Consider the following 26409-nt stretch of genomic DNA (forward strand, 5'->3'; position numbering starts at 1 on the left):
AAGAAACCGTCCGGCACAGCGCCGGGCGGAAACTTATCGATTTAGTCATAAACGAGAAAGAGCCGTACAGAAACTCGAGACAAAAGGGAGGTAGGCTCCTTGATAGATGTAAATAATTTTGAGTATATGAAAATCGGATTGGCATCACCCGATAAAATTCGCTCATGGTCCTATGGGGAAGTCAAGAAACCAGAAACAATCAACTACCGTACGTTAAAGCCTGAAAAAGACGGTTTGTTCTGTGAACGTATTTTCGGTCCTACAAAAGACTGGGAATGCCATTGCGGAAAATACAAACGCGTCCGTTATAAAGGTGTCGTCTGTGACCGCTGTGGCGTCGAAGTAACCCGTTCAAAAGTGCGCCGTGAGCGCATGGGCCATATCGAGCTTGCAGCACCGGTTTCCCATATTTGGTATTTCAAAGGAATTCCAAGCCGCATGGGCCTTATCTTAGATATGTCCCCGCGTTCTTTGGAAGAAGTTATCTATTTTGCTTCTTATGTAGTGATCGATCCGGCTGATACGCCGCTCGAGAAAAAACAACTGCTTTCCGAAAAAGAATATCGTGCATACCGCGATAAATTCGGCAAGAAATTCCAAGCCGCAATGGGTGCTGAAGCAATCAAACGTTTGCTTCAGGAAATTGACTTGGAACGCGAAACAGATGCGTTGAAAGAAGAACTTAAATCTGCGCAAGGCCAGCGCCGCACGCGTGCGATCAAGCGCCTTGAAGTAGTTGAGTCTTTCCGCAACTCTGGAAACAACCCGGATTGGATGATCTTGGATGTCCTTCCTGTCATCCCGCCGGAATTGCGTCCGATGGTTCAGCTTGACGGCGGCCGCTTTGCGACTTCTGACTTGAACGACCTTTACCGCCGCGTCATCAACCGCAACAACCGCCTCAAGCGTTTGCTTGACCTTGGTGCGCCAAGCATCATCGTTCAGAACGAAAAACGCATGCTTCAAGAAGCGGTCGATGCATTGATTGACAACGGTCGTCGCGGCCGTCCGGTTACAGGTCCTGGTAACCGTCCATTGAAATCTCTTTCTCACATGTTGAAAGGGAAACAAGGACGCTTCCGCCAGAACTTGCTCGGAAAACGTGTCGATTATTCCGGACGTTCTGTAATCGTCGTTGGACCGAACTTGAAAATGTACCAATGCGGCTTGCCTAAAGGCATGGCGATTGAACTCTTCAAGCCGTTTGTCATGAAAGAATTGGTTGAACGTGGGCTTGCTCATAACATCAAGAGCGCGAAGCGTAAAATCGAGCGTCTCCATTCGGAAGTTTGGGACGTGCTAGAAGATGTCATCAAGGAGCACCCGGTTCTTTTGAACCGCGCACCGACGCTTCACAGACTCGGTATTCAAGCATTTGAACCGACACTCGTTGAAGGTAAGGCAATCCGCCTTCACCCGCTCGTTTGTACAGCTTATAACGCTGACTTTGATGGTGACCAAATGGCTGTTCACGTACCGCTTTCATCTGAAGCACAAGCGGAAGCTCGTCTTCTTATGCTTGCAGCACAGAACATCTTGAACCCGAAAGATGGTAAACCGGTCGTAACGCCTTCTCAGGATATGGTTCTAGGAAACTACTACTTGACGCTTGAGCGCAAAGGCGCGACAGGCGAAGGGGCTACGTTCTCCGGGCCGGAAGAAGTGCTGATCGCATACCAAACTGGACATGTGCACTTGCACACGCGCATTGCGGTTCAAGCCGGCTCTGTTAGCAACCCAACGTTTACGGAAGAACAAAACAAAATGCTTCTTTTGACTACGGTCGGGAAAGTCATTTTCAATGAAATTCTTCCGAAATCGTTCCCTTATATCAATGAACCGACTGATTACAACCTGCAAGTGGAAACGCCTGCGAAATACTTCGTCCCTACAACGACGGATGTTCGCAAGCATATCCAGGAGTCAGAGCTTGTAACGCCGTTCAAGAAGAAAATCCTTGGGGAAATCATTGCAGAAGTATTCAAACGTTTCCATATTACGGAAACTTCCCGTATGCTTGACCGCATGAAGAGCCTCGGATTCAAATATTCAACACAAGCCGGCATCACAGTCGGTGTTGCGGATATCGTCGTTTTGCCTGACAAAGGTGAAATCCTAATTGAAGCCCAAAACAATGTAGATAAAGTGATGAAGCAATTCCGCCGTGGCTTAATTACGGAAGAAGAGCGCTACACACGCGTTATCTCATATTGGAGCAATGCAAAAGATATCATCCAGGAAAAATTGATGGCATCCCTTGATACGCTGAACCCGATCTACATGATGAGTGATTCCGGAGCGCGTGGTAACGCGTCCAACTTCACGCAGCTTGCGGGTATGCGCGGACTCATGGCCAACCCGGCCGGCCGCATCATTGAACTTCCGATCAAATCTTCATTCCGTGAAGGTCTGACGGTACTTGAATACTTCATCTCGACTCACGGTGCACGTAAAGGTCTTGCCGATACAGCACTTAAAACAGCTGACTCCGGTTACTTGACTCGCCGTCTTGTCGATGTTGCACAAGATGCAATCGTACGCGAAAATGATTGCGGAACTGACCGTGGTTTATTGGTTGGCGCACTCATGGAAGGTACGGAAGTCATTGAAGAGCTTGAAGAACGGATTGTCGGCCGTCACGCTAAGAAAACGGTCCGTCACCCGGAAACAAAAGAAGTGATTGTAGAAAGAGACGCACTTATTACACAAGATCTGGCTCGCCTCGTAATCGAAGCCGGCATCAAAGAAGTGACGATCCGCTCTGCCTTTACTTGTAATACAAAACACGGCATTTGCAAAAAATGTTACGGTACGAACCTTGCAACAGGCGACGAAGTGGAAGTCGGCGAAGCAGTGGGAATCATCGCTGCCCAGTCAATCGGTGAGCCGGGTACACAGCTCACGATGCGTACGTTCCACACAGGCGGTGTAGCAGGAGACGATATCACACAAGGTTTGCCGCGTATCCAAGAAATCTTCGAATCCAGAAATCCGAAAGGGCAGGCTGTCATTTCTGAAATCACCGGTACTATTACCGAGATTGATGAAATCCGCGAAGGCCAGAAAGAAATCACGATTCAAGGTGACGTAGAAACACGTAAATACTTGGCGCCTTATAATGCGCGTTTGAAAGTTCAAGTAGATGATACGATTCAGCGCGGTGAAGTGCTGACAGACGGCTCTATTGATCCGAAGCAATTGCTTCAAGTCAAAGAAGTCCAATCTGTACAATTGTATCTATTGAAAGAAGTCCAAAAAGTTTACCGCATGCAAGGGGTAGAAATCGGCGATAAGCACGTTGAAGTTATGGTGCGTCAAATGTTCCGTAAAGTTCGCGTCATTGAAGCCGGGGATACTGACTTGCTGCCAGGTTCTCTTCTTGATATTCACCAGTTCACAGAAGCAAACGAAAAAGCAGTGCTTGCCGGCAATATGCCAGCAACTAGCCGACCTGTCATCCTCGGGATCACGAAAGCTTCCCTGGAAACAGAATCGTTCTTGTCTGCTGCGTCCTTCCAAGAAACGACTCGCGTCCTTACCGATGCGGCGATCAAAGGAAAACGCGATGAGCTTCTCGGCCTGAAAGAGAATGTCATCATCGGGAAACTGGTTCCAGCAGGGACTGGCATGCAACGCTACCGCCAAATCGAAATCGAGCAAAGCGAAAAAGCCCAGCAAGAAGAGATCGTCGGAAGCGAATCATAAGTTAGAAAAACGAATCCCGGAGAGCTATACGCTCTCCGGGATTTTTTTTGAAGTTTCGGTTGACAGTAACGCATGGTGAATGATAGTATATTAAGGGTTGATGATTATCGATCTTTGCATGTCAGGAACATGATCGTCAGGTACTAAGCAAAAACAGTAAAAGCGTTCAGCTTTGCTGGATGTAGCCATGATGGCATTACTGGATACCGGTTTTTGTGTAAAATCACAAAGACTTTGTTTTTTACCCAAAAATGAACCACCTGGATATGTGGTATTAGAACACCTTTTGAGAGGAGGAAAAATCGATGCCTACTATTAACCAATTGGTTAACAAGCCTCGTAAACCGAAAAGCACTAAATCAGACTCACCAGCGTTGAACAAGGGGTATAACAGCTTCAAAAAGTCACAGACTAACTTGAGCTCTCCGCAAAAACGCGGCGTCTGCACACGTGTTGGAACGATGACACCAAAAAAACCAAACTCCGCATTGCGTAAATACGCACGTGTACGTTTGACAAACCAAATTGAGGTCAATGCATATATCGGCGGCGAAGGTCACAACCTTCAAGAGCACAGTGTTGTTCTTATCCGCGGAGGACGCGTAAAAGACCTTCCGGGTGTACGTTACCACGTTGTACGCGGCGCACTTGATACTGCTGGAGTAAACGGCCGTATGCAAGGACGCTCTAAATATGGAACAAAACGCCCTAAAGCAAAAAAATAATAACAATGAATTAACGATAGTTTTCGTTGAAAGGAGGAACATACATGCCTCGTAAAGGTCCTGTAGCTAAACGTGACGTGTTGCCAGATCCGATTTATAGTTCGAAATTGGTAACTCGTTTAATTAACAAATTGATGGTTGACGGAAAAAGAGGTACTTCACAAAAGATCCTCTACGGTGCGTTCGAACTAATTAAAGAACGCAGCGGGAAAGATCCAATCGAAGTATTCGAACAAGCTTTGGAAAACATCATGCCGGTTCTTGAAGTTCGCGCTCGCCGTGTTGGTGGTGCTAACTACCAAGTACCAGTTGAAGTTCGCCCAGAACGCCGTACGACTCTCGGACTTCGCTACCTAGTAAACTACTCACGTCTTCGTGGGGAGAAAACTATGGAAGAGCGTCTAGCTAATGAAATCCTAGATGCTGCCAACAACACTGGTGCTTCCGTCAAAAAACGTGAAGATATCCACAAAATGGCAGAAGCCAACAAAGCATTTGCTCATTACCGCTGGTAAATTCTTGCGAAACTTAAAATCTTATTTCGAGACGGAAGGAGAAAGACCATATGCCTAGAGAGTTCTCCTTAGACCATACACGTAATATCGGAATCATGGCTCACATCGATGCCGGTAAAACGACTACTACGGAGCGTATTTTGTATTACACAGGCCGTATCCACAAAATCGGCGAAACGCACGAAGGTGCTTCTCAAATGGACTGGATGGAGCAGGAGCAAGAGCGTGGAATCACGATCACATCTGCTGCGACAACAGCTTCATGGGAAGGCCACCGCGTTAACATCATCGATACTCCTGGACACGTAGACTTCACGGTTGAAGTTGAACGTTCATTGCGTGTACTTGATGGTGCTGTAACGGTTCTTGATGCCCAATCAGGCGTTGAGCCACAAACAGAAACTGTATGGCGTCAAGCGACAACATACGGAGTACCGCGTTTGGTATTCATTAACAAAATGGATAAAATCGGCGCTGACTTCCTGTATTCAGTAGGCACTCTTCACGATCGCCTGCAAGCTAACGCACATCCGATTCAATTGCCAATCGGCGCAGAAGACGAGTTCTCAGGGATCATTGACCTTGTAAACATGAACGCACGCTTTTATGCGAACGATTTGGGAACTGAAATCACTGAAGGCGAAATTCCTGAAGAGTACAAAGAGCTAGCTGACGAGTGGCACACGAAACTACTCGAAGGCGTTGCTGAGCTTGATGAAGACTTGATGGAAAAATACCTTGGTGGCGAAGAAATTACTGTTGATGAACTTAAAGCTGCAATCCGTAAAGGAACGCTCGACGTTGAGTTCTACCCAGTAGTTTGCGGAACTGCTTTCAAAAACAAAGGGGTTCAATTGATGCTTGATGCAGTAATTGATTACCTCCCATCTCCACTAGATGTACCGCCAATGACAGCACTTCGTCCGGATTCAGACGAAGAAGTATTGCGTAAAGCATCTGAAGACGAGCCTTTCTCTGCCCTGGCATTTAAAGTAATGACAGACCCATATGTAGGGAAATTGACGTTCTTCCGTGTTTACTCGGGTACTTTGAAATCTGGTTCGTACGTACAAAACTCTTCAAAAGGCAAACGTGAGCGCGTAGGACGTATCCTGCAAATGCACGCTAACTCCCGCGAAGAGATCGCTGAAGTATATTGCGGGGATATCGCTGCTGCGATCGGCCTGAAAGATACTTCTACAGGCGATACGCTATGCGACGAAAAAGACCAAGTAATCCTTGAGCGCATGGTCTTCCCGGAACCGGTTATCTCACTTTCAGTAGAGCCGAAATCCAAAGCGGACCAGGACAAGATGGGCCAAGCCCTTGCGAAATTGCAAGAAGAAGACCCAACTTTCCGTGCGCATACAGACCAGGAAACTGGTCAAACGATCATCGCGGGTATGGGTGAGCTTCACCTTGATATCCTAGTTGACCGTATGAGACGCGAATTCAACGTTGAAGCAAACGTCGGAGCTCCTCAGGTATCTTACCGTGAGACATTCCGTCAGTCTGCAAAAGTTGAAGGGAAGTTCGTACGTCAATCCGGTGGTCGTGGTCAGTTCGGACACGTTTGGATCGAATTCTCTCCAAACGAAGAAGGCGCTGGCTTTGAGTTCGAAAATGGAATTGTCGGTGGTGTTGTTCCGCGTGAATACATCCCAGCAGTTGAAGCGGGTCTTCGCGACTCTCTTGATAACGGTGTAGTTGCCGGTTATCCATTGGTCGACATTAAAGCACGTTTGTTCGACGGATCTTACCACGATGTTGACTCCAACGAGATGGCGTTTAAAGTTGCTGCTTCTATGGCACTGAAAAACGCTGTATCAAAAGTTAACCCGGTAATCCTTGAGCCGATCATGAAAGTTGAAATTGTAATCCCTGAAGAATACCTTGGCGATATCATGGGTGACGTTACGTCTCGCCGTGGACGCGTAGAAGGTATGGACGCTCGCGGAAACGCACAAGTTGTCCGTGCAATGGTTCCACTTTCTGAAATGTTCGGTTATGCAACAAACTTGCGTTCTAACACGCAAGGACGCGGTGTGTTCTCTATGCACTTCGATCACTACGAAGAAGTGCCGAAATCCATCGCTGAAGAAATTATCAAGAAAAATAAAGGCCAATAATTGAATTTTGACCTTTAATCAAGTATAAATAGTTTGTATGCCCAATCTGCGGTTTATTTTGGCAGCTTGGGTACTCAAACTACTACTATTAACTTACATTCTGAGGAGGATTTTTCTAATGGGTAAAGCTAAATTTGACCGTTCTAAAACACACGCTAACATTGGTACAATCGGACACGTTGACCATGGTAAAACAACTTTGACTGCAGCAATCGCTACAGTTCTTGCTAGAGCATCAGGCGGGGAAGCTCGTTCTTACGACCAAATCGATAACGCACCTGAAGAAAAAGAGCGCGGTATCACAATCAACACTTCTCACGTTGAGTATGAAACTGAAACACGCCACTATGCACACGTTGACTGCCCAGGTCACGCTGACTATGTTAAAAACATGATCACTGGTGCTGCACAAATGGACGGCGGGATCCTAGTAGTATCTGCTGCTGACGGCCCAATGCCACAAACTCGTGAGCACATCTTGCTTTCACGTCAAGTAGGCGTACCTTACCTTGTAGTATTCATGAACAAATGCGACATGGTAGACGACGAAGAGCTTCTTGAGCTAGTTGAAATGGAAGTTCGCGACCTATTGTCTGAATATGACTTCCCTGGCGATGACATCCCAGTCATCAAAGGTTCTGCACTTAAAGCTCTTGAAGGAGAGCCAGAGTGGGAAGAAAAAATTCTTGAGTTGATGGCTGCTGTTGATGAGTACATCCCAACTCCAGAGCGCGACACTGACAAGCCATTCATGATGCCAGTTGAGGACGTATTCTCAATCACTGGCCGTGGTACAGTTGCAACTGGCCGTGTTGAGCGTGGACAAATCAAAGTTGGCGACAACGTTGACATCATCGGTATCAACGAAGAAGCTAAATCTACAACTGTTACAGGTGTAGAAATGTTCCGCAAATTGCTTGACTATGCTGAAGCTGGCGACAATATTGGCGCACTTCTTCGCGGAGTTTCCCGTGACGATATCCAGCGTGGACAAGTTCTTGCTAAACCAGGCACAATCACTCCACATACAACTTTCAAAGCGGAAGTTTATGTTCTTTCAAAAGAAGAGGGTGGACGTCACACTCCATTCTTCACAAACTACCGTCCGCAGTTCTACTTCCGTACAACTGACGTAACTGGCGTTTGTAACCTTCCTGAAGGAGTAGAAATGGTTATGCCTGGCGACAACATCGAAATGAATGTTGAGCTTATCTCACCAATCGCTCTTGAAGAAGGTACTAAGTTCTCTATCCGTGAGGGTGGACGTACTGTAGGCGCTGGCGTTGTAGCTTCTATCCAGAAGTAATTGCTTTTGCTTAAATCCCTAACTCATTATGAGTTAGGGGATTTTTGCGTTCTTTTAACTAAAGATGAACTTTACGTGACAGCATGAGGGTGTTAAAAGACTGAACGATCGAGGCGTCTGCTAGAGGATTTTCATTAAAAGCTACTAGTTAAGGAGAGCTTGTCCATCTTTTATACGCAATATATCGCATTTTCATAAAATATTCAAACTTTTTTAAAAACATTTTAAACCGCGCTACGACAACAATGTAAACGGATACAAATGATTTCAATGTTCAGAATTAGCAAAAAAATCGCATTTTGTTTGTTGACACCCTTTGGAATAGGCGATATGATAGCAACAATTTAACAGAACAAAGCATTTACAGCGCTAATCCTCATAAAAAATTTCGGAGAAAGAAGTGGACATCATGACTGAACAAGTAATCTATATGAATGGTGAATTTGTAAAAAAAGAAGATGCCAAGGTTTCAGTTTATGATCATGGCTTCCTATATGGCGACGGAGTCTTCGAAGGCATTCGTTCATACAACGGAAATGTCTTTCGTTTAGAAGAACACCTGGAGCGCCTTTACGATTCGGCTAAATCAGTGATGCTTGAAATTCCGCATACTTTCGAAGAAATGACGCAGCTGGTCGTGGAAACGCTCCGGCAAAACAAATTGAAGGATGCCTATATCCGCTTAGTCGTCTCACGCGGGGTTGGAAATTTGGGGCTCGATCCATTCAGCTGTGCAACGCCGAATGTCATCGTCATCGCAGAGCCGCTTTCTTTATTCCCGAAAGCTTTATACGACAGCGGTATTGAAATCGTCTCGGTCGCTTCAAGAAGAAGCCGCTCAGACGTCCTTAGCCCGAAAGTGAAATCACTGAACTATATGAACAATATTCTAGTGAAGATCGAAGCAAGCCTGGCTGGTGTCTCTGAAGCACTCATGCTGAACGATCAAGGCTATGTGGCTGAAGGATCGGCCGATAATATCTTCATTGTCCGCAAAAACAAATTGCTGACGCCTCCCGGTTATGTAGGGGCGCTTGAAGGAATTACGCGCAACGCCATCATGGAGGTCGCAGCTGAAAAAGGCTACCAAATGGAAGAAGGCGTCTTTACTAGACACGATGTCTACGTCGCGGACGAAGTGTTCCTGACAGGGACGGCAGCAGAAGTCATCGCCGTCATCAAAGTGGATGGACGCGTGATCGGCGACGGCAAGCCAGGGCCTGTCACCAATGATCTTCTCGAAGCATTCCGCGAGCTGGTGCAGCAAGACGGCGTTAAAGTGTATAACGAAGAACATCTAAACGTAGTATAAATTCATATGATCAATTCAATGACGAGGTTAAAGCAAATGGAATACAGCATTCACAGAGAGCCGGGGCGGTGGAAGCCGGCAATGCTGCCAGATGCGACATCCCCTCTGAGTGGAATGCTGAACGGCTTCGGCCTTCTAGGTGTTCCCGGTGACTGCAAGCGACGGGTTATCGTTATCAGCGGATAAGCAATTATCCAAGAGGCTGCAAATCGCAGTGAAATAGGGTGGTACCATGAAGCTTTTTCATCCCTATGCAAAGAAGATGTCTTCTTTGTGTAGGGATGAAAAAGCTTTTTCATTTGCTACTTCCGAAGACTTAAGAAGAAGGAGGCGGAAAGATTGGGAGTAAACGTAAAGGTCAGAGAAGAACTCAAACAAGGATTATCCGGCAGCGGGGCAGACGTATTAATTCAATCATTGAAACAGCAGGGTGTTGAGATCATTTTTGGCTACCCAGGAGGTGCGGTTCTGCCAATCTACGATGCTTTGCATCGAAACCCGATCCGTCACATATTAGCGAGACACGAACAAGGCGCGATCCATGCAGCGGAAGGCTACGCCAGAGTTTCCGGAAAAGCAGGAGTGGTCATTGCAACGTCCGGGCCGGGGGCGACGAACCTCGTCACCGGGATTGCGGATGCCATGCTCGATTCATTGCCGCTCGTCATCTTCACCGGGCAAGTTGCTACTTCGGTTATCGGAACAGATGCTTTCCAAGAAGCGGATATCGTCAGCATTACACAGCCGATCACAAAACATAATTACCAGGTGAAAAAAGCGGAAGACTTGCCGCGGATCATCAAGGAGGCATTCTTCATCGCTTCAACAGGGCGCCCGGGACCGGTCGTCGTCGATATCCCGAAAGACGTATCCACGATGCTGTTCGCCGGAAGTGAAGAACAAGCGGATGCAGATGTTTACTTGCCGGGCTATCAACCGACCATCTCACCGAATTATCTGCAGATCCAAAAGGCAGTTCAATCGCTGTCCAAGGCGAAAAAGCCGGTGATTCTCGCCGGTGCTGGAGTATTGGCAGCGAGAGCTTCCGAAGAGCTTCAAGCATTTGCGGAACATCATCAAATCCCGATTGTGAACACCTTGCTTGGACTTGGAACAATCGGCGGCGATCATGAATTGTTCCTCGGCATGGGAGGCATGCACGGAACGTATGCAGCGAATACGGCAATTTGCGAATGTGATGTCTTGCTGAATATCGGAGCCCGTTTTGACGACAGGCTCACCGGCAATTTGGCGTCATTTGCGCCGAATGCGGAAGTCATCCATATCGATATCGATCCTGCAGAAATCGGGAAGAACGTCCCGACAGCCATCCCGATCGTGTCGGATGCCAAAGCGGCATTGGTCGAGCTATTGAAAAGCAATTTCGAAAGCCCGGACACAGAAGAATGGCGCGGCAAGCTCCATGCATACCAAGAAGCTTACCCGCTTCAGTATCACCAAAAAGAACGTGTTGGCATCATGCCTCAGCAAGCTGTCGAATTGATCCACCGTTTGACAGGCGGCGATGCTATCGTCACAACGGATGTCGGCCAACACCAAATGTGGACGGCTCAGTATTACCGCTTCAACAACCCGCATAACTGGGTGACATCCGGTGGGCTTGGGACGATGGGCTTCGGCTTCCCGGCAGCGATCGGGGCGAAGTTCGCAAGACCGGAAGAAACGGTCGTGGCCGTCGTCGGCGATGCCGGTTTCCAAATGACTTTACAGGAATTGTCGCTATTGCAGGAATACCGGTTGCCGGTAAAGATCGTCATCTTGAACAACCAAAGCCTTGGGATGGTTCGCCAGTGGCAAGAAACCTTCTACGAGGAACGCTATTCCCAATCGATGATGCCGGTGCAGCCGGATTTCGTTAAACTGGCGGCCGCTTATGATCTTGACGGCTATAAGGTCGAAACGATGGAAGAAGCGGAAGAAGTATTCAAAAAAGCGTTTGAATCAGATGGCCCAGCGCTCATCGATTGCCGGGTAATCCAACTCGAATGTGTGTACCCGATGGTGGCGCCAGGCAAAGGGCTCAACGAAATGATCGGGGTGAAAGGCGAATGAAGCGAGTAATCACAACGACGGTCATCAACCAGAGCGGCGTCTTGAACCGGGTTACAGGGCTGTTGATGAAACGCCAATTCAATATTGAAAGCATTTCGGTCGGACATACCGAGCAAGCAGGAATTTCCAAAATGACTTTTGTCGTCAATGTGGAAGATAAAGGCAAGCTGGAGCAATTGCTCAAACAGCTGCAAAAGCAGATTGACGTCTTGAAAGTCAATGACATTACCGATAAGGCGATGGTCATGAGAGAACTCGCACTGATTAAAGTGGTCGCACCGCCCGCAGCGCGCAGCGAGATTTACAGCATTGTGGAACCGTTCCGCGCGACAGTGGTCGATATGAGCAAAAACGTCACTACGTTCCAAGTAACAGGCGATCCTGAGAAAATCGAAGCCTTCATCGATTTGATGAAGCCATACGGCATCAAAGAATTAACAAGAACCGGAGTATCCGCTTTTGTCAGAGAAACGCAAAAAGCCCATACACCGCAATTGAACATCCTTTAAAATAAAACCCCAAACTCGAGGAGGAAATTAAAAATGGCAAAAATGTATTATAACCAAGACGTAAACGACCAGGCTTTAAAAGGACAAACAATCGCGGTGATCGGCTACGGTTCACAAGGACATGCCCATGCACAAAACTTAAATGATTCTGGATTCAAAGTAGTGGTCGGCGTAAGACCCGGCAAATCATTCGATCAGGCAAAAGCAGACGGCCTGGAAGTGGCGACAGTAGCGGAAGCAGCGCAAGCAGGCGACGTCATCATGGTACTGGTGCCGGATGAGCGCCAGACGCAAATCTACGAAGAGTCGATCAAGCCGCATCTAACAGCTGGAAAATCACTTGTCTTCGCACACGGGTTCAATGTTCATTTCAACCAAATCGTGCCGCCGAAAGATGTGGATGTGTTCCTTGTTGCCCCTAAAGGCCCGGGACATCTTGTCCGCAGAACGTTCGAAGCAGGAGCAGGCGTACCGGCGTTATTCGCAGTACATCAAGATGTCTCCGGCAATGCAAAAGATACCGCTTTAGCTTACGCAAAAGGCGTCGGCGCTGCACGTGCCGGAATCTTGGAGACGACGTTCAAGGAAGAAACAGAAACGGATCTATTCGGTGAACAAGCCGTTCTTTGCGGCGGGGTGACGTCACTCGTCAAAGCCGGATTTGAAACTTTGGTGGAAGCAGGCTATCAGCCGGAACTGGCATACTTTGAATGCTTGCACGAACTGAAATTGATTGTTGACCTCATGTATGAAGGCGGCATGTCCGGCATGCGCTACTCAATCTCCGATACAGCACAATGGGGTGATTTTGTATCCGGCCCGCGCATTGTCGATGCCGATACAAAAGCCCGCATGAAAGATGTATTGACGGATATCCAAACCGGCAAGTTCGCCAAAGGCTGGTTGCTTGAGAACCAATTGAACCGTCCGGAATTCACGGCGATCGAAAACGCTGAAGCGGAACACCAAATCGAACAAGTCGGACGCGAGTTGCGCGCCATGATGCCATTCGTCAATGAAAACAAAAAACCAAAAGAGGTGGCTGCTAATGTCTCAAATTGATATTTTCGATACGACACTACGGGACGGAGAACAGTCGGCCGGGATCAACTTGAATACAGCTGAGAAAATCGAAATCGCCCGCCAGCTCGAACGTCTAGGCGTGACGATTATCGAATCGGGGTTCCCGGCTTCATCGCCAGGAGACTTCGACGCAGTGCAGCGGATAGCTGGTACGGTGAAGAACTCTATCGTAACGGGACTGTCCCGCTCCATGAAAGCGGATATCGACCGGACATGGGAAGCCTTGAAGGGAGCGGAACAACCGCATATCCACATCTTCTTGGCAACGTCCCCTATCCATATGGAACATAAATTGATGAAAACACCGGAACAGGTCGTCGACATCGCTGTCGAATCTGTCCGTTATGCAAAAAAATTCTTCCCGCTCGTCCAGTGGTCAGCGGAAGATGCCTCAAGATCCGACCCTGAATTCTTGGCGCACATCATCAAGAAAGTCATCGAAGCAGGCGCGACGACAGTCAATTTGCCGGATACAGTCGGTTATGCGACACCAGAAGAATACGGGGCGATGTTCCGTTATATGACAGAAAACGTACCGGGCATCGAAAACGTCAAGCTATCGGCGCATTGCCATAACGATCTGGGCATGGCGACAGCGAACACGCTCGCTGCGATTGAAAACGGCGCGACGCAAGTCGAAGGTACGATCAACGGCATCGGTGAACGCGCAGGAAACGTCGCGTTGGAAGAAATTGCGGTGGCACTCCATATCCGCAAGCAATTCTACGAAATCGAAACCGGTATTAATTTGAACGAGATCAAACGCTCGAGCCAATTGGTCAGCCAGTTGACCGGCAGCATCATCCAGCCGAATAAAGCAGTCGTCGGGAAGAACGCCTTTGCGCATGAATCAGGCATTCACCAGGACGGCATGCTAAAAAACCCGCTGACATATGAAATCATCACGCCGGAATTGATCGGCGATGCAGCGACTGAACTGGTCCTTGGCAAACATTCCGGCAGGCACGCATTCCGCGACCGTGCGGTGAAGATGGGCTTCGAGTTGCCTGACGCTAAATTGAATGAAGCGTTCATTGGATTCAAGAAACTCGCCGACCGCAAAAAGCAGATCACAGAAGACGATTTGTTTGTGTTGTTGACCGACCAGCAAATCAATGACACGGAAACGCCAATTTATGAGCTTGAAAGCGTGCAGGTGCAATACGGCACAGCGAACATCCCGACGGCTACAGCATCCGCCATCGGCCCGGACGGCACCTCAATTCACGAAGCAGCAACCGGCTCTGGATCGGTCGAAGCGATATTCAATACACTTGAACGCATCGTCGAAGGCAAAGTGCATATCCTGGACTATCGTGTGACATCTATCGGCAAAGGCCGCGATGCACTCGGCGAAGCCGTTATCAATATGAGCTATGACGGGGAGACCGTTACAGGACGCGACGTCGCGCAAGACGTTTTGGAAGCGACCGCGAAAGCTTATTTCAATGCAGTGAACCGCCAGCTTGTGAAACAGGGAAATAAAACGAAGATCCAAGCAGTTTAACCAGCAAACCCACAGAGGAGGAATTACTATGGAAAAGACAATCGCAGTATTGCCAGGAGACGGCATCGGACCAGAAGTAACAGAGGCGGCAGTGAAGGTGCTAAAATCCATTGCGATGCGCTATGGGCACACATTCCATTGGAAATTCGCGGCAATCGGGGGAGCGGCGGTCGATGAATCCGGGAACCCGCTGCCAAAAGAAACCGTTGAAGCGTGCGAAGCGAGCGATGCCATCCTCCTCGGTGCGGTAGGCGGCCCGAAATGGGATAACAACCCCGCAGAACAGCGCCCAGAAAAAGGGCTGTTGAATATCCGAAAACACTTCGACTTGTTTGCCAACGTCCGCCCAGTCAAAGCGGTACCGGCACTTCTCGGATCTTCCCCATTGAAAGAAGAGATCGCGCGTGAAGTGGACATGGTCATCGTCCGCGAATTGACCGGCGGCTTGTATTTCGGAGAACCGAAACGCCACAATGAAAATTCCGCAGTCGATACACTCGTCTACACACGGGCGGAAATCGAACGCATCGTCGACCAGGCATTCGAAATGGCCCGTTCGCGCCGCGGCAAATTGGCTTCAGTCGACAAAGCGAACGTCTTGGAATCCAGCAAGCTTTGGAGAAAAGTCGTTGAAGAACGCAAGGCCGGTTATCCGGACGTGGAAGTTGAACATATGTTGGTCGATTCGGCTGCAATGAAATTGATCACCAACCCACGGGCGTTCGACGTCTTGGTGACGGAGAACATGTTCGGCGATATCTTGAGCGATGAAGCATCAGTCATCACCGGTTCGCTCGGCATGCTGCCATCCGCGAGCATCCGTTCAGACGGTTTCGGTTTGTATGAACCGGTACACGGCTCGGCACCGGATATCGCGGGGCAAAACAAAGCAAACCCATCCGCAGCGATTTTATCGGCGGCAATGATGCTGCGCCAATCGTTCGGCATGGATTCAGAAGCATCGTCGATTGAAGATGCAGTTATGAGCGTCCTTGAAGATGGCTATTGCACAGGCGATTTGTCGGCTTGCGGCAATAAAGTCATCTCAACGGAACGCTTCGTGGAAAAAGTCATCGAAGAATTGGAACGGGAATTCGTGTCGGAACACATCATGTTTTCCTACGTGTAAATGGAAGGGGCACTCTGCTATGGCAAAAACGATTATTGAAAAAATCTGGGAACAGCATATTGTATTCGAAGAGCCGGGAAAACCCGACCTGTTGTATATCGATCTTCATCTCCTGCATGAAGTTACTTCCCCGCAGGCGTTTGAAGGCTTGCGCCTGAACGGCCGAAAAGTGCGGCGTCCGGATCTGTGCTTTGCGACGATGGATCATAACGTGCCGACGCGCAACCGCTCAGTGATCAAAGACCCGATTTCCCGCAAGCAAATCAAGACGCTTCAGGAAAACTGTGATGAGTTCGGGGTGCCGCTTGCTGGGATCAATCATCCCGACCAAGGCATCGTCCACGTCATCGGGCCGGAACTCGGCCTCACACAGCCCGGCAAGACGATTGTCTGCGGCGATAGCCATACGTCCACGCACGGAGCGTTCGGCGCTTTGGCATTCGGCATCGGCACAAGTGAAGTAGAGCATGTGTTGTCGACGCAGACGCTTTGGCAGTCCAAGCCGAAAACGATGGAAATCCGCATCGACGGAGAGCTTGGCTTCGGTGTTTCCGCAAAAGACGTCATTCTCGCGATCATCTCGAAGTACGGTGTCGATATGGGGACAGGACATATCATTGAATACACCGGGGAAGCGATCCGCAATTTATCGATGGAAGAACGCATGACGATCTGCAATATGTCCATCGAAGCGGGCGCACGCGCCGGCCTTGTAAGCCCAGACGAAACGACAGTCGAATATTTGCGCGGCAGAAGAAATGTCCCGGAAGGCGAAGCGTTTGAACAAGAAGCTGGGCGCTGGCTGGCACTGGCGACAGATGAAGACGCAAGCTATGACGTGTCGCATACAATCCATGCGAACGATATCTCGCCGTTTGTCACATGGGGCACCAACCCGTCCATGGGTTCAGGCATTGCCGAACACGTGCCGACAGCAGCGGATTACGACAAGCAGGAAGACCGGGACGCTTTGCGCCAAGCGCTTGCTTATATGCAATTGGAAGAAGGCGCACCGTTATCATCCATCGCCATCCAGCACGTCTTTATCGGCTCTTGCACGAATGCCCGCCTCAGTGATTTGCGGGCAGCAAGTGAAATCGTCAAAGGCAGAACGGTGCATCCGTCGGTCACGGCGATTGTCGTACCGGGTTCGGAGACCGTCAAGCGCGCAGCTGAAGCGGAAGGGCTTGACCAAGTGTTCTTGCAGGCAGGCTTTGAATGGCGCGAGACAGGTTGCAGCATGTGTCTGGCAATGAACGAGGACGCTGTACCGTCAGGCGAGCGCTGTGCTTCTACATCGAACCGCAATTTTGAAGGGCGCCAAGGTGCAGGGTCCATGACGCATTTGGTCTCACCCGTAATGGCGGCTGCTGCTGCGATTGAAGGGCATTTGACGGATGTCCGCAATTATATGGAAGAACCTGTGCCCTCGGCATAACGGAAGGAGGAACTGAATTTGAAACCCATCAATGAAATTTCGAGCATCTTGACGCCGCTCGACCGCAAAAACGTCGATACCGACCAAATCATTTCAAAGGAATTCCTCAAGCGCATTGAGCGCACAGGGTTCGGGAAGTATTTGTTCTACCATTGGCGTTTTCATTCAGACGGCACACCCAATCAAGAATTTGTCTTGAACGACCCGCGCTTCCAAAATTCCGAGATCCTTGTGGCGCAGGAAAACTTTGGCTGCGGCTCCTCCCGTGAACACGCGCCGTGGGCCATCCTGGACTACGGTTTCCGTGTCGTCATCTCGCCGAGTTATGCGGATATCTTCTATAATAACTGTGTGAAGAACGGCATCTTGCCGATCCGCCTCGAAGAAGCGGAGGTGGCTGCTTTGCTGGAAAAAGGCAAACAGGCGCCATACCGTCTTGATGTCGACTTGAAACACCAAACGGTGACGGCAGAAGACGGCGCCAGCTATTCCTTCGACATCGATCCGTACTGGAAAGAAATGCTGTTGAACGGCTGGGATGAGATCGCCTTGACGATTCAATACGATTCCTATATCCAGGCATACGAAGAAAAAATGCAGCAAGCCCAATAAAGCACCGCCGCTCTTTGCCCTTGTTTCGTTCCACGACAAGGCAGGGAGCGGTTTTTTTGATGCCTTTCAGGAGCGGTTTCGCTGTGTTGACATCATTGTGCAGATTTGTTACTTTAGTAAAGGACTTTAACGCTTTAGCAAACTAAAGGAGAAATGAACAATGAATGCAGTTATTATCGCCGTTTTAGTGATGCTCATATTGAGCTTGCTCCGTGTCAACGTCGTCTTTGCTTTATTGATCGGCGCACTCGCCGGCGGGCTTAGTGGGGGACTCAGCTTCACTGAAACCTTGACTTCCTATACAGATGGTCTCGGTGCGGGGGCGACTATCGCATTGAGCTATGCCATGCTCGGTGGATTCGCCGTCGCTATTTCACGCACCGGCATACCCGAGCTGCTCGTTGCGGGTGTTTTGAAACTGGTCAATAAAGACGGGGAGGCGACGCGCGAGAACTTGGCGAAAGCGCTCATCATCTTTGCGCTGTTTGCCATGGCCATCTTCTCGCAAAACTTGATCCCAATCCATATTGCCTTTATCCCGCTCTTGGTGCCGCCGATTCTGCACATCCTGAATGAATTGCGCATCGACCGCCGGCTCATCGCCTCTGTCCTGACATTCGGGCTGACGGCGCCGTATATTTTATTGCCGTATGGCTTCGGATTGATCTTCCATGAGATTCTCGCCACGCAGATGGAACTGGCGGGCATGCCGATCGATATGGCGGATATTCCGAAAGCGATGGCATTGCCAGTCGCCGGCCTATTCCTCGGCTTAGTGGTGGCGGTCTTCATTTCTTACCGCAAGCCGCGTGATTATCGGACTGTGGAAGCAGCTAATACTATAGAAGAAACTCCAAAACGGACTGCTTCCGTTAAAGACATCATCGTAACGGTCATTGCATTGATCGCAGCACTCTTCGCGCAGATCCAAAGCGACTCGATGATCATCGGGGCGCTCGCCGGGATTCTCATCCTCTACATCTTCGGTGCAATGAAATGGAAAGAAGCGGACGATGTCCTGACAGCGGGTATGCGCATGATGGCATTCATCGGGTTTGTCATGATCTCAGCGAACGGATTCGCTTCGGTCATCCAAGCGACTGGGGCCATCGACTCGCTCGTTGAAAATGCCGCGAGCATCTTCGGCGACAACAAAGGCCTAGCGGCACTCGCCATGTTGATCGTCGGTTTGTTCGTCACGATGGGCATCGGTTCCTCGTTCTCGACGATTCCGATTATTGCTGCGATATTTGTTCCACTAAGTGTCGAGTTCGGTTTCTCGACGATGGCGATCATCGCATTGATCGGGACAGCCGGCGCACTTGGCGATGCCGGGTCGCCAGCTTCTGACTCGACGCTTGGGCCGACCGCTGGCTTGAACGTCGACGGCCAGCACAATCACATCTGGGATACGGTCGTCCCAACGTTCATCCATTACAATATTCCGCTCGTTTTATTCGGCTGGATTGCCGTCATGTTTTTAGGATGAGTCCGAAAGATTTCGACTATTATCGTATCGGTTGAAACTGAAAAGAATCCTGCTATACTAGTAAAAGCGAATGAAAAGAATTTCGTGCAAAGTCTTGCGGAATTCTTTTTATTTTGTATAATGGTGAATGTTGGTCTTTGACTGCGAAGAAGCGAGAGGTTACCGACACACCCGGCCGCTTTGCCATGGCGAGTGTGAGGAAAATTTTCGTGGAGAAGTCTATCCCAAAATAGGCGAAAAGGAGGAAAATAATGGCAAAACAAAAATTTGTATCCGTTTGAAAGCATATGATCACAGAATCCTGGATCAGTCTGCTGAAAAGATTGTTGAAACTGCTAAACGTTCAGGTGCTAGCGTATCAGGTCCGATACCGTTGCCGACGGAAAAGTCAATCTACACAATCTTGCGAGCTGTCCACAAATATAAAGATGCTCGCGAACAATTCGAAATGCGCACACACAAACGTCTGATCGATATCGTTAACCCGACACCACAGACTGTTGACGCGCTAATGAAACTGGATCTACCATCCGGCGTTGATATTGAAATCAAACTATAATTGGTAAACGAAAATAAAAAACATAAAATTTTGCAGGAGGTGTGACGACATGACCAAAGGAATCTTAGGTAGAAAAATCGGTATGACGCAAGTTTTTGCTGAGAACGGTGATTTGATCCCTGTAACTGTAATCGAAGCTGCTCCAAACGTAGTGCTTCAGAAAAAAACAGTTGAAGTGGATGGCTACGAATCGGTACAACTTGGTTTTGATGACAAACGCGAGAAGCTTTCGAACAAACCAGAGAAAGGCCACGTAGCAAAAGCAAACACTGCTCCTAAGCGCTTCATTCGCGAACTTCGCAATGTAAACTTAGCTGATTACGAGATTGGTCAGGAAGTCAAAGTAGATGTATTCGCAGAAGGCGATGTAGTAGATGTAACAGGAACTACGAAAGGTAAAGGTTTCCAAGGTGTTATTAAACGCCACGGACAATCACGCGGACCAATGACTCACGGTTCACGCTACCACCGTCGTCCTGGTTCAATGGGGCCTGTTGCTCCGAACCGCGTATTCAAACAGAAGAAATTGCCTGGTCAAATGGGCGGCAACACGGTCACTATCCAAAACCTTCACATCGTGAAAGTGGATGCTGAGCGCAACTTGCTTCTTATTAAAGGGAATGTTCCTGGCGCACGTAAATCACTAATCCGTGTTAAGTCGGCTATCAAAGCTAACTAATCACATTTAAGGGAAGGAGGAAACAAGAATGCCTAAAGTAGCTTTACTAAACCAAACTGGTTCACAAGTTGGCGATATCGAATTGAACGATCTTGTCTTCGGCATTGAACCAAATGAATCTGTACTTTTTGATGCAGTCGTTGCACAACGTGCTTCATTGCGTCAAGGTAACCATAAAGTTAAAAACCGTTCTGAAGTAGCCGGTGGCGGAAGAAAGCCATGGAAGCAAAAAGGAACTGGACGTGCTCGTCAAGGTTCGATCCGTTCACCACAATGGCGCGGAGGCGGAGTCGTATTCGGCCCAACACCACGCAGCTACAGCTACAAACTTCCTAAAAAAGTCCGTCGCTTGGCTCTTCGTTCTGCATTGTCTTCGGCAGTAGCAAACGAAAACCTGATGGTACTTGAAGGATTGGCTTTCGACGCACCGAAAACAAAGGAATTCACGAAGCTCGTGACTGACCTGTCTGTCGGTAAGAAAGCATTGTTCGTAACAGCTGACCTTGATGAAAACGTGGCACTATCTGCACGCAACATCAAAGGCATGACAGTTGTACCGGCAAACGGTATCAACGTATTGGACTTGCTTGGCCATGACAAAGTTGTCATGACTAAAGGAGCCGTAGAGAAAATCGAGGAGGTGCTAGGTTAATGGAAGCACGTGACATTCTAAAGCGTCCAGTCATTACCGAGCGTTCTTCTGAGGTAATGGCGGAGAAGAAGTACACTTTTGAAGTGGACGTTCGCGCTAACAAAACTCAAGTTAAACATGCAGTTCAAGAAGTCTTCGGCGTTCAAGTTGAGAAAGTCAACATCATGAACTACAAAGGCAAATTCAAACGCATGGGCAAACACGCAGGCTACACGAACAAACGCCGCAAAGCGATCGTGAAATTGACTGCTGATTCAAAAGACATCGAACTATTCGAAATGTAATTGTATAAGTTCTGAACAAGAACTAATCAAAGAAGGAGGGAAACAACGTGGGGATTAGAAAATACAAACCTACCACTAACGGTCGTCGTAACATGACTAGTTCGGATTTCGCTGAAATCACAACGAACAAGCCTGAAAAGTCGCTTTTGCAACCGACGAAGCGTAAAGGCGGCCGTAACAACCAAGGTAAAATCACTGTACGCCACCACGGGGGCGGACATAAGCGCCAATACCGCGTGATTGATTTCAAACGTAACAAAGATGGCATTCCAGGACGCGTTGCTACGATCGAATACGATCCGAACCGTTCTGCTAACATCGCACTTATCCATTACGCTGACGGAGAAAAACGTTACATTCTTGCACCTAAAGGTGTTCAGGTTGATACGCAAATCATGTCAGGACCGGAAGCAGACATCAAAGCAGGTAACGCTTTGCCATTGCTTAACATCCCAATGGGTTCTACTATCCACAACATCGAGTTGAAACCAGGCGGAGGCGGCCAATTGGTACGTTCTGCAGGAGCTTCAGCACAGGTGCTTGGTAAAGAAGGAAAATACGTAACTGTCCGCTTGCAATCAGGCGAAGTTCGCATGATCCTTGCTACTTGCCGCGCAACAATCGGCGCTGTCGGAAACGAACAGCACGAATTGATCAACATCGGTAAAGCTGGACGTAACCGTTGGAAAGGCAACCGCCCAACAGTCCGCGGATCTGTCATGAACCCGAACGATCACCCACACGGTGGTGGTGAAGGACGTTCGCCAATCGGACGTAAATCTCCAATGTCTCCATGGGGCAAACCAACTCTTGGATACAAAACACGCAAGAAAACGAACAAATCCGATAAATTCATCGTGCGTCGCCGCAAAAAATAATTTGATTTCGCTGCGGTTCGCCAAAAGAACCGTGGTGCAATCACGAAGGGAGGATCCCAAATGGGTCGCAGCTTGAAAAAAGGACCTTTTGTAGACGATCATCTTATGAAGAAAGTCGAAGCGCAAAAGGAATCTGAGAAAAAACAAGTGATCAAAACATGGTCTCGCCGTTCTACAATTTTCCCGACATTCATCGGACTAACGATTGCAGTATACGATGGCCACAAACACATCCCTGTATACGTGACTGAAGATATGGTAGGCCATAAACTTGGTGAATTTGCTCCAACACGCAAATACGCAAGCCATGGTGCAGACGATAAGAAAACAAGACGTTAATTGAGAGGAGGATTTCCCCATGCAAGCAAAAGCTGTTGCTAGAACAGTACGTATTGCTCCTCGTAAAGTCCGTTTAGTAGTAGATTTAATCCGAGGCAAGCAAATCGGTGAAGCGGTCGCAATTTTGAACCACACTCCTAAAGCAGCATCCATTGTTGTTGAGAAGTTGTTGAAATCTGCAGCTGCTAACGCTGAACACAATTACGAAATGAACATCGAGAACCTTGTCATCAGCGAAGTATTCGTTGACGAAGGGCCGACTTTGAAGCGTTTCCGTCCACGTGCAATGGGACGCGCGAGCGCGATCAACAAACGCACAAGCCACATCACACTAGTGGTATCTGAGAAGAAGGAGGGATAATTCGTGGGACAAAAAATTCATCCAATTGGAATGCGAATCGGAATCATCCGTGATTGGGAGTCGAAATGGTACGCTGAAAAAGACTACGCGACACTCCTTCACGAAGATTTGAAAATCCGTGAATACATCGAAACACGTTTGAAAGAAGCTTCAGTTTCGAAAATCGAAATCGAGCGCGCTGCAAACCGTGTAAACGTAACAATCCACACTGCTAAGCCAGGTATGGTAATCGGTAAAGGTGGCTCTGAAGTAGAAGTACTTCGTACGCAACTGAACACGATGACTGGCAAGCGTGTCCACATCAACATCGTAGAAATCAAACGCGCTGACCTTGACGCGAAATTGGTCGCTGAAGGAATCGCACGCCAGCTAGAAAACCGTGCATCATTCCGCCGTGCCCAAAAACAAACGCTTCAACGCACTATGCGTGCAGGCGCTAAAGGGATCAAAACTCAAGTATCTGGACGTCTAGGCGGAGCTGACATTGCCCGTGCTGAGTCCTATAGCGAAGGAACTGTTCCGCTCCATACATTGCGCGCAGACATCGACTATGCGCACGCTGAAGCAGACACTACTTATGGTAAGCTCGGCGTGAAAGTATGGATCTACCGCGGTGAAGTCCTTCCAACCAAGAAGAATTCTGAGGAAGGAGGCAAATAATATGTTATTGCCAAAACGCGTAAAATATCGTCGTGAACACCGTGGCAAGATGCGCGGAGAAGCGAAAGGCGGCAAAGAAGTTGCATTCGGCGAATATGGCCTGCAGGCTCTTGAGTCTTCATGGATCACTAACCGCCAAATCGAATCTGCCCGTATCGCTATGACACGTTACATGAAACGTGGCGGTAAAGTCTGGATCAAGATTTTCCCTCACAAGCCATACACGAAAAAGCCTCTTGAAGTACGGATGGGTTCCGGTAAAGGTTCACCTGAAGGCTGGGTAGCGGTAGTAAAAACTGGTAAAATTATGTTCGAAATCGCTGGAGTATCTGAAGAAGTTGCACGCGAAGCATTGCGTCTTGCCTCTCACAAACTGCCAGTGAAAACGAAATTCGTAAAACGCGAAGAAATTGGTGGTGAATCGAATGAAAGCTAATGAAATCCGTGACCTAACCACTGCTGAAATCGAACAAAAAGTGAAATCACTGAAAGAAGAGCTTTTCAACCTTCGCTTCCAATTGGCTACTGGTCAATTAGAAAATACGGCTCGCATCCGCGAAGTACGTAAAGCGATTGCCCGTATGAAAACTGTGATTCATGAAAGAGAACTCAGTGGCAACAACTGATAATTCGAGAGGAGGTTGCAAGTATGTCTGAGCGTAACCAACGCAAAGTATACACAGGCCGCGTCGTGTCTGACAAAATGGATAAAACCATCACAGTAATGGTTGAAACTCAAAAAAAGCACGCGCTTTATGGCAAACGTGTAAAATACTCTAAGAAATTCAAGACTCATGATGAGAACAACGAAGCGAAAATGGGCGACATCGTTCGCATCATGGAAACTCGTCCGCTATCAGCTACAAAACGTTTCCGTTTAGTGGAAGTCGTCGAAAAAGCTGTCATCATCTAATTTAAATAAGTTCGGAATCCTAAAAGTTCCGGAGGGAGGTTACCTAAGTGATCCAACAGGAAAGTCGTTTAAAAGTTGCAGACAACTCGGGTGCTCGTGAAGTACTTACGATTAAAGTGCTTGGTGGTTCTGGTCGCAAGACAGCAAACATCGGTGACGTAATCGTTTGTACCGTGAAAAAAGCAACACCAGGTGGCGTTGTTAAGAAAGGTGAAGTCGTTAAGGCTGTCATCGTTCGCACGAAAAGCGGAGCTCGCCGTAAAGACGGTACTTACATCAAATTTGATGAAAATGCATGTGTGATTATCCGCGACGATAAAGGTCCACGCGGAACACGTATCTTCGGACCAGTTGCACGTGAACTTCGTGACAACAACTTCATGAAGATCGTTTCACTTGCTCCTGAAGTTCTATAAAACATCCAACGTGCGATACCAAGGAGGTGCGACAGAATGCATGTAAAAAAAGGCGATACAGTTAAGGTCATCTCTGGTAAAGACAAAGGCAAAACAGGAGTTGTTTTGACTGCTCTACCTAAGAAAGACCGTGTGCTCGTTGAAGGTGTTAACATCGTCAAAAAGCATACAAAACCGAACCAGGCAAGCCCGCAAGGCGGAATTGTCAGCCAAGAAGCTGCGATCCACGTTTCCAACGTGATGGTAGTTGACCCTAAATCCGGCGAGCCGACTCGCGTAGGATACAAAATGGAAGACGGCAAAAAAGTTCGTGTTGCAAAAAAATCCGGTGAAAAATTAGATAAATAAAATTCCTGAATGAGGGGAGGTACAAACATGAACCGCCTACAAGAAAAATATGTGAACGAAATCACACCTGCTCTAGTGAGCAAGTTTGAATATTCATCAGTAATGCAGGCACCAAAAGTTGACAAGATCGTTATCAACATGGGTGTCGGTGAAGCTGTACAGAACACAAAATCACTTGATTCTGCTGTTGAAGAATTGCAGACGATCACTGGTCAAAAGCCAGTCATCACAAAAGCTAAGAAATCTATCGCTGGCTTCCGCCTTCGTGAAGGCATGCCAATCGGATGTAAAGTTACACTACGCGGTGAGCGTATGTATGACTTCCTGGATAAATTGATTGCTATCTCACTACCACGTGTTCGTGACTTCCGTGGCGTATCGAAAAAATCTTTCGACGGACGCGGCAACTACACACTTGGTGTGAAAGAACAATTGATCTTCCCTGAAATCGATTATGATAAAGTTTCTAAAGTACGCGGTATGGATATCGTAATTGTGACAACTGCGAACTCTGATGAAGAAGCTCGTGAGTTATTGACACAATTCGGTATGCCGTTCCAAAAGTAAAGATGAGGGAGGCGTAAACGTGGCTAAAAAATCGATGATTGCTAAACAAAAACGCACGCCAAAGTATAAAGTACAAGAGTACACACGCTGTGAACGATGCGGACGTCCGCATTCAGTACTGCGCAAATTCAAACTTTGCCGTATTTGTTTCCGTGAACTTGCATATGTGGGACAAATTCCTGGCGTCAAAAAAGCCAGCTGGTAATCCCCTAAATTGGGAA

At 48.1% G+C, this 26409-nt stretch carries 28 protein-coding genes and 1 pseudogene; all 29 read left to right on the forward strand.

What is annotated here, in order from left to right; translation table 11 throughout:
- Positions 1-99: 99 nt before the first annotated feature.
- The 29 genes and pseudogenes from rpoC (at position 100) to CW734_RS01915 (ending at position 26393) form a co-directional block, all read left to right on the forward strand.
- Positions 100-3705: a DNA-directed RNA polymerase subunit beta' gene (gene rpoC, locus CW734_RS01775; RefSeq protein ID WP_101189190.1), complete on the forward strand. Its 3606-nt coding sequence runs from the start codon at positions 100-102 to the stop codon at positions 3703-3705.
- Between the two features lie 305 nt (positions 3706-4010).
- A complete protein-coding gene (gene rpsL / locus CW734_RS01780) occupies positions 4011-4430 on the forward strand; it encodes a 30S ribosomal protein S12 (RefSeq protein WP_058382177.1) in 420 nt (139 codons plus the stop codon).
- Between the two features lie 44 nt (positions 4431-4474).
- Positions 4475-4945: a 30S ribosomal protein S7 gene (gene rpsG / locus CW734_RS01785; RefSeq protein WP_058382176.1), complete on the forward strand. Its 471-nt coding sequence runs from the start codon at positions 4475-4477 to the stop codon at positions 4943-4945.
- A gap of 50 nt (positions 4946-4995) precedes the next feature.
- Complete coding sequence (fusA, locus tag CW734_RS01790; RefSeq protein ID WP_101189191.1) at positions 4996-7074, forward strand: elongation factor G; 2079 nt, start codon at positions 4996-4998, stop codon at positions 7072-7074.
- Positions 7075-7192: 118 nt separating this feature from the next.
- Positions 7193-8380, forward strand: a complete 1188-nt coding sequence (gene tuf, locus CW734_RS01795) for an elongation factor Tu (RefSeq protein WP_101189192.1) — start codon at positions 7193-7195, stop codon at positions 8378-8380.
- A gap of 409 nt (positions 8381-8789) precedes the next feature.
- A complete protein-coding gene (gene ilvE / locus CW734_RS01800) occupies positions 8790-9692 on the forward strand; it encodes a branched-chain-amino-acid transaminase (RefSeq protein ID WP_101189193.1) in 903 nt (300 codons plus the stop codon).
- Between the two features lie 339 nt (positions 9693-10031).
- Positions 10032-11765 carry a biosynthetic-type acetolactate synthase large subunit gene (gene ilvB / locus CW734_RS01805; RefSeq protein WP_101189194.1) on the forward strand — a complete coding sequence of 578 codons (1734 nt, stop codon included), beginning with the start codon at positions 10032-10034 and terminating at the stop codon, positions 11763-11765.
- On the forward strand, positions 11762-12274 hold the full coding sequence (gene ilvN, locus CW734_RS01810) for an acetolactate synthase small subunit (protein ID WP_058382171.1): 513 nt from the start codon (positions 11762-11764) through the stop codon (positions 12272-12274). Before ilvB ends, ilvN begins: the two co-directional genes overlap by 4 nt.
- A 30-nt stretch (positions 12275-12304) precedes the next feature.
- Positions 12305-13336: pseudogene (ilvC, locus tag CW734_RS01815) on the forward strand (ketol-acid reductoisomerase); the annotation flags it as partial.
- Positions 13323-14864, forward strand: coding sequence for a 2-isopropylmalate synthase (locus tag CW734_RS01820; RefSeq protein WP_101189195.1), 1542 nt, complete (start codon positions 13323-13325; stop codon positions 14862-14864). The pseudogene ilvC and the gene CW734_RS01820, both read left to right, overlap by 14 nt.
- A 28-nt stretch (positions 14865-14892) precedes the next feature.
- Positions 14893-15993 carry a 3-isopropylmalate dehydrogenase gene (gene leuB, locus CW734_RS01825; RefSeq protein ID WP_101189196.1) on the forward strand — a complete coding sequence of 367 codons (1101 nt, stop codon included), beginning with the start codon at positions 14893-14895 and terminating at the stop codon, positions 15991-15993.
- A 19-nt stretch (positions 15994-16012) separates the two neighbouring features.
- Positions 16013-17431 (forward strand): 3-isopropylmalate dehydratase large subunit, encoded by a 1419-nt coding sequence (gene leuC / locus CW734_RS01830; protein WP_101189197.1) that lies wholly within the window; start codon positions 16013-16015, stop codon positions 17429-17431.
- Between the two features lie 18 nt (positions 17432-17449).
- Entirely contained in the window at positions 17450-18043 is a 594-nt protein-coding gene (gene leuD / locus CW734_RS01835) for a 3-isopropylmalate dehydratase small subunit (protein WP_101189198.1), read from the forward strand.
- A gap of 160 nt (positions 18044-18203) precedes the next feature.
- Positions 18204-19532 (forward strand): Na+/H+ antiporter family protein, encoded by a 1329-nt coding sequence (locus tag CW734_RS01840; RefSeq protein ID WP_101189199.1) that lies wholly within the window; start codon positions 18204-18206, stop codon positions 19530-19532.
- Positions 19533-19761: 229 nt separating this feature from the next.
- The gene (gene rpsJ, locus CW734_RS01845) at positions 19762-20091 is read left to right on the forward strand and encodes a 30S ribosomal protein S10 (protein WP_101192103.1); all 330 of its coding nucleotides are present in this window, start codon (positions 19762-19764) and stop codon (positions 20089-20091) included.
- A gap of 49 nt (positions 20092-20140) precedes the next feature.
- On the forward strand, positions 20141-20770 hold the full coding sequence (gene rplC / locus CW734_RS01850) for a 50S ribosomal protein L3 (protein ID WP_058382164.1): 630 nt from the start codon (positions 20141-20143) through the stop codon (positions 20768-20770).
- Positions 20771-20798: 28 nt separating this feature from the next.
- Positions 20799-21422 (forward strand): 50S ribosomal protein L4, encoded by a 624-nt coding sequence (gene rplD / locus CW734_RS01855; protein WP_058382163.1) that lies wholly within the window; start codon positions 20799-20801, stop codon positions 21420-21422.
- Positions 21422-21706, forward strand: coding sequence for a 50S ribosomal protein L23 (gene rplW / locus CW734_RS01860; RefSeq protein ID WP_058382162.1), 285 nt, complete (start codon positions 21422-21424; stop codon positions 21704-21706). The genes rplD and rplW overlap by 1 nt, the downstream gene beginning before the upstream one ends.
- A 47-nt stretch (positions 21707-21753) precedes the next feature.
- Positions 21754-22584 carry a 50S ribosomal protein L2 gene (gene rplB / locus CW734_RS01865; RefSeq protein ID WP_058382161.1) on the forward strand — a complete coding sequence of 277 codons (831 nt, stop codon included), beginning with the start codon at positions 21754-21756 and terminating at the stop codon, positions 22582-22584.
- A 60-nt stretch (positions 22585-22644) separates the two neighbouring features.
- Positions 22645-22923, forward strand: a complete 279-nt coding sequence (gene rpsS / locus CW734_RS01870; RefSeq protein WP_058382160.1) for a 30S ribosomal protein S19 — start codon at positions 22645-22647, stop codon at positions 22921-22923.
- A gap of 19 nt (positions 22924-22942) precedes the next feature.
- Positions 22943-23284, forward strand: coding sequence for a 50S ribosomal protein L22 (gene rplV / locus CW734_RS01875; protein ID WP_058382159.1), 342 nt, complete (start codon positions 22943-22945; stop codon positions 23282-23284).
- Positions 23285-23287: 3 nt separating this feature from the next.
- A complete protein-coding gene (rpsC, locus tag CW734_RS01880; RefSeq protein ID WP_101189200.1) occupies positions 23288-23944 on the forward strand; it encodes a 30S ribosomal protein S3 in 657 nt (218 codons plus the stop codon).
- 1 nt (position 23945) lies between these two features.
- Positions 23946-24380: a 50S ribosomal protein L16 gene (gene rplP, locus CW734_RS01885; protein WP_058382157.1), complete on the forward strand. Its 435-nt coding sequence runs from the start codon at positions 23946-23948 to the stop codon at positions 24378-24380.
- On the forward strand, positions 24370-24570 hold the full coding sequence (gene rpmC / locus CW734_RS01890; RefSeq protein ID WP_058382156.1) for a 50S ribosomal protein L29: 201 nt from the start codon (positions 24370-24372) through the stop codon (positions 24568-24570). Before rplP ends, rpmC begins: the two co-directional genes overlap by 11 nt.
- 23 nt (positions 24571-24593) lie before the next feature.
- Positions 24594-24857, forward strand: coding sequence for a 30S ribosomal protein S17 (rpsQ, locus tag CW734_RS01895; protein ID WP_058382155.1), 264 nt, complete (start codon positions 24594-24596; stop codon positions 24855-24857).
- A gap of 47 nt (positions 24858-24904) precedes the next feature.
- Positions 24905-25273, forward strand: coding sequence for a 50S ribosomal protein L14 (gene rplN, locus CW734_RS01900; RefSeq protein WP_033542790.1), 369 nt, complete (start codon positions 24905-24907; stop codon positions 25271-25273).
- 36 nt (positions 25274-25309) lie between these two features.
- Positions 25310-25621, forward strand: coding sequence for a 50S ribosomal protein L24 (gene rplX, locus CW734_RS01905; RefSeq protein WP_058382154.1), 312 nt, complete (start codon positions 25310-25312; stop codon positions 25619-25621).
- Between the two features lie 27 nt (positions 25622-25648).
- The gene (rplE, locus tag CW734_RS01910; RefSeq protein WP_058382153.1) at positions 25649-26188 is read left to right on the forward strand and encodes a 50S ribosomal protein L5; all 540 of its coding nucleotides are present in this window, start codon (positions 25649-25651) and stop codon (positions 26186-26188) included.
- Positions 26189-26207: 19 nt separating this feature from the next.
- A complete protein-coding gene (locus CW734_RS01915) occupies positions 26208-26393 on the forward strand; it encodes a type Z 30S ribosomal protein S14 (protein ID WP_068489164.1) in 186 nt (61 codons plus the stop codon).
- Positions 26394-26409 lie beyond the last annotated feature (16 nt).

The organism is Planococcus sp. MB-3u-03 (assembly GCF_002833405.1).
Classification (GTDB): domain Bacteria; phylum Bacillota; class Bacilli; order Bacillales_A; family Planococcaceae; genus Planococcus.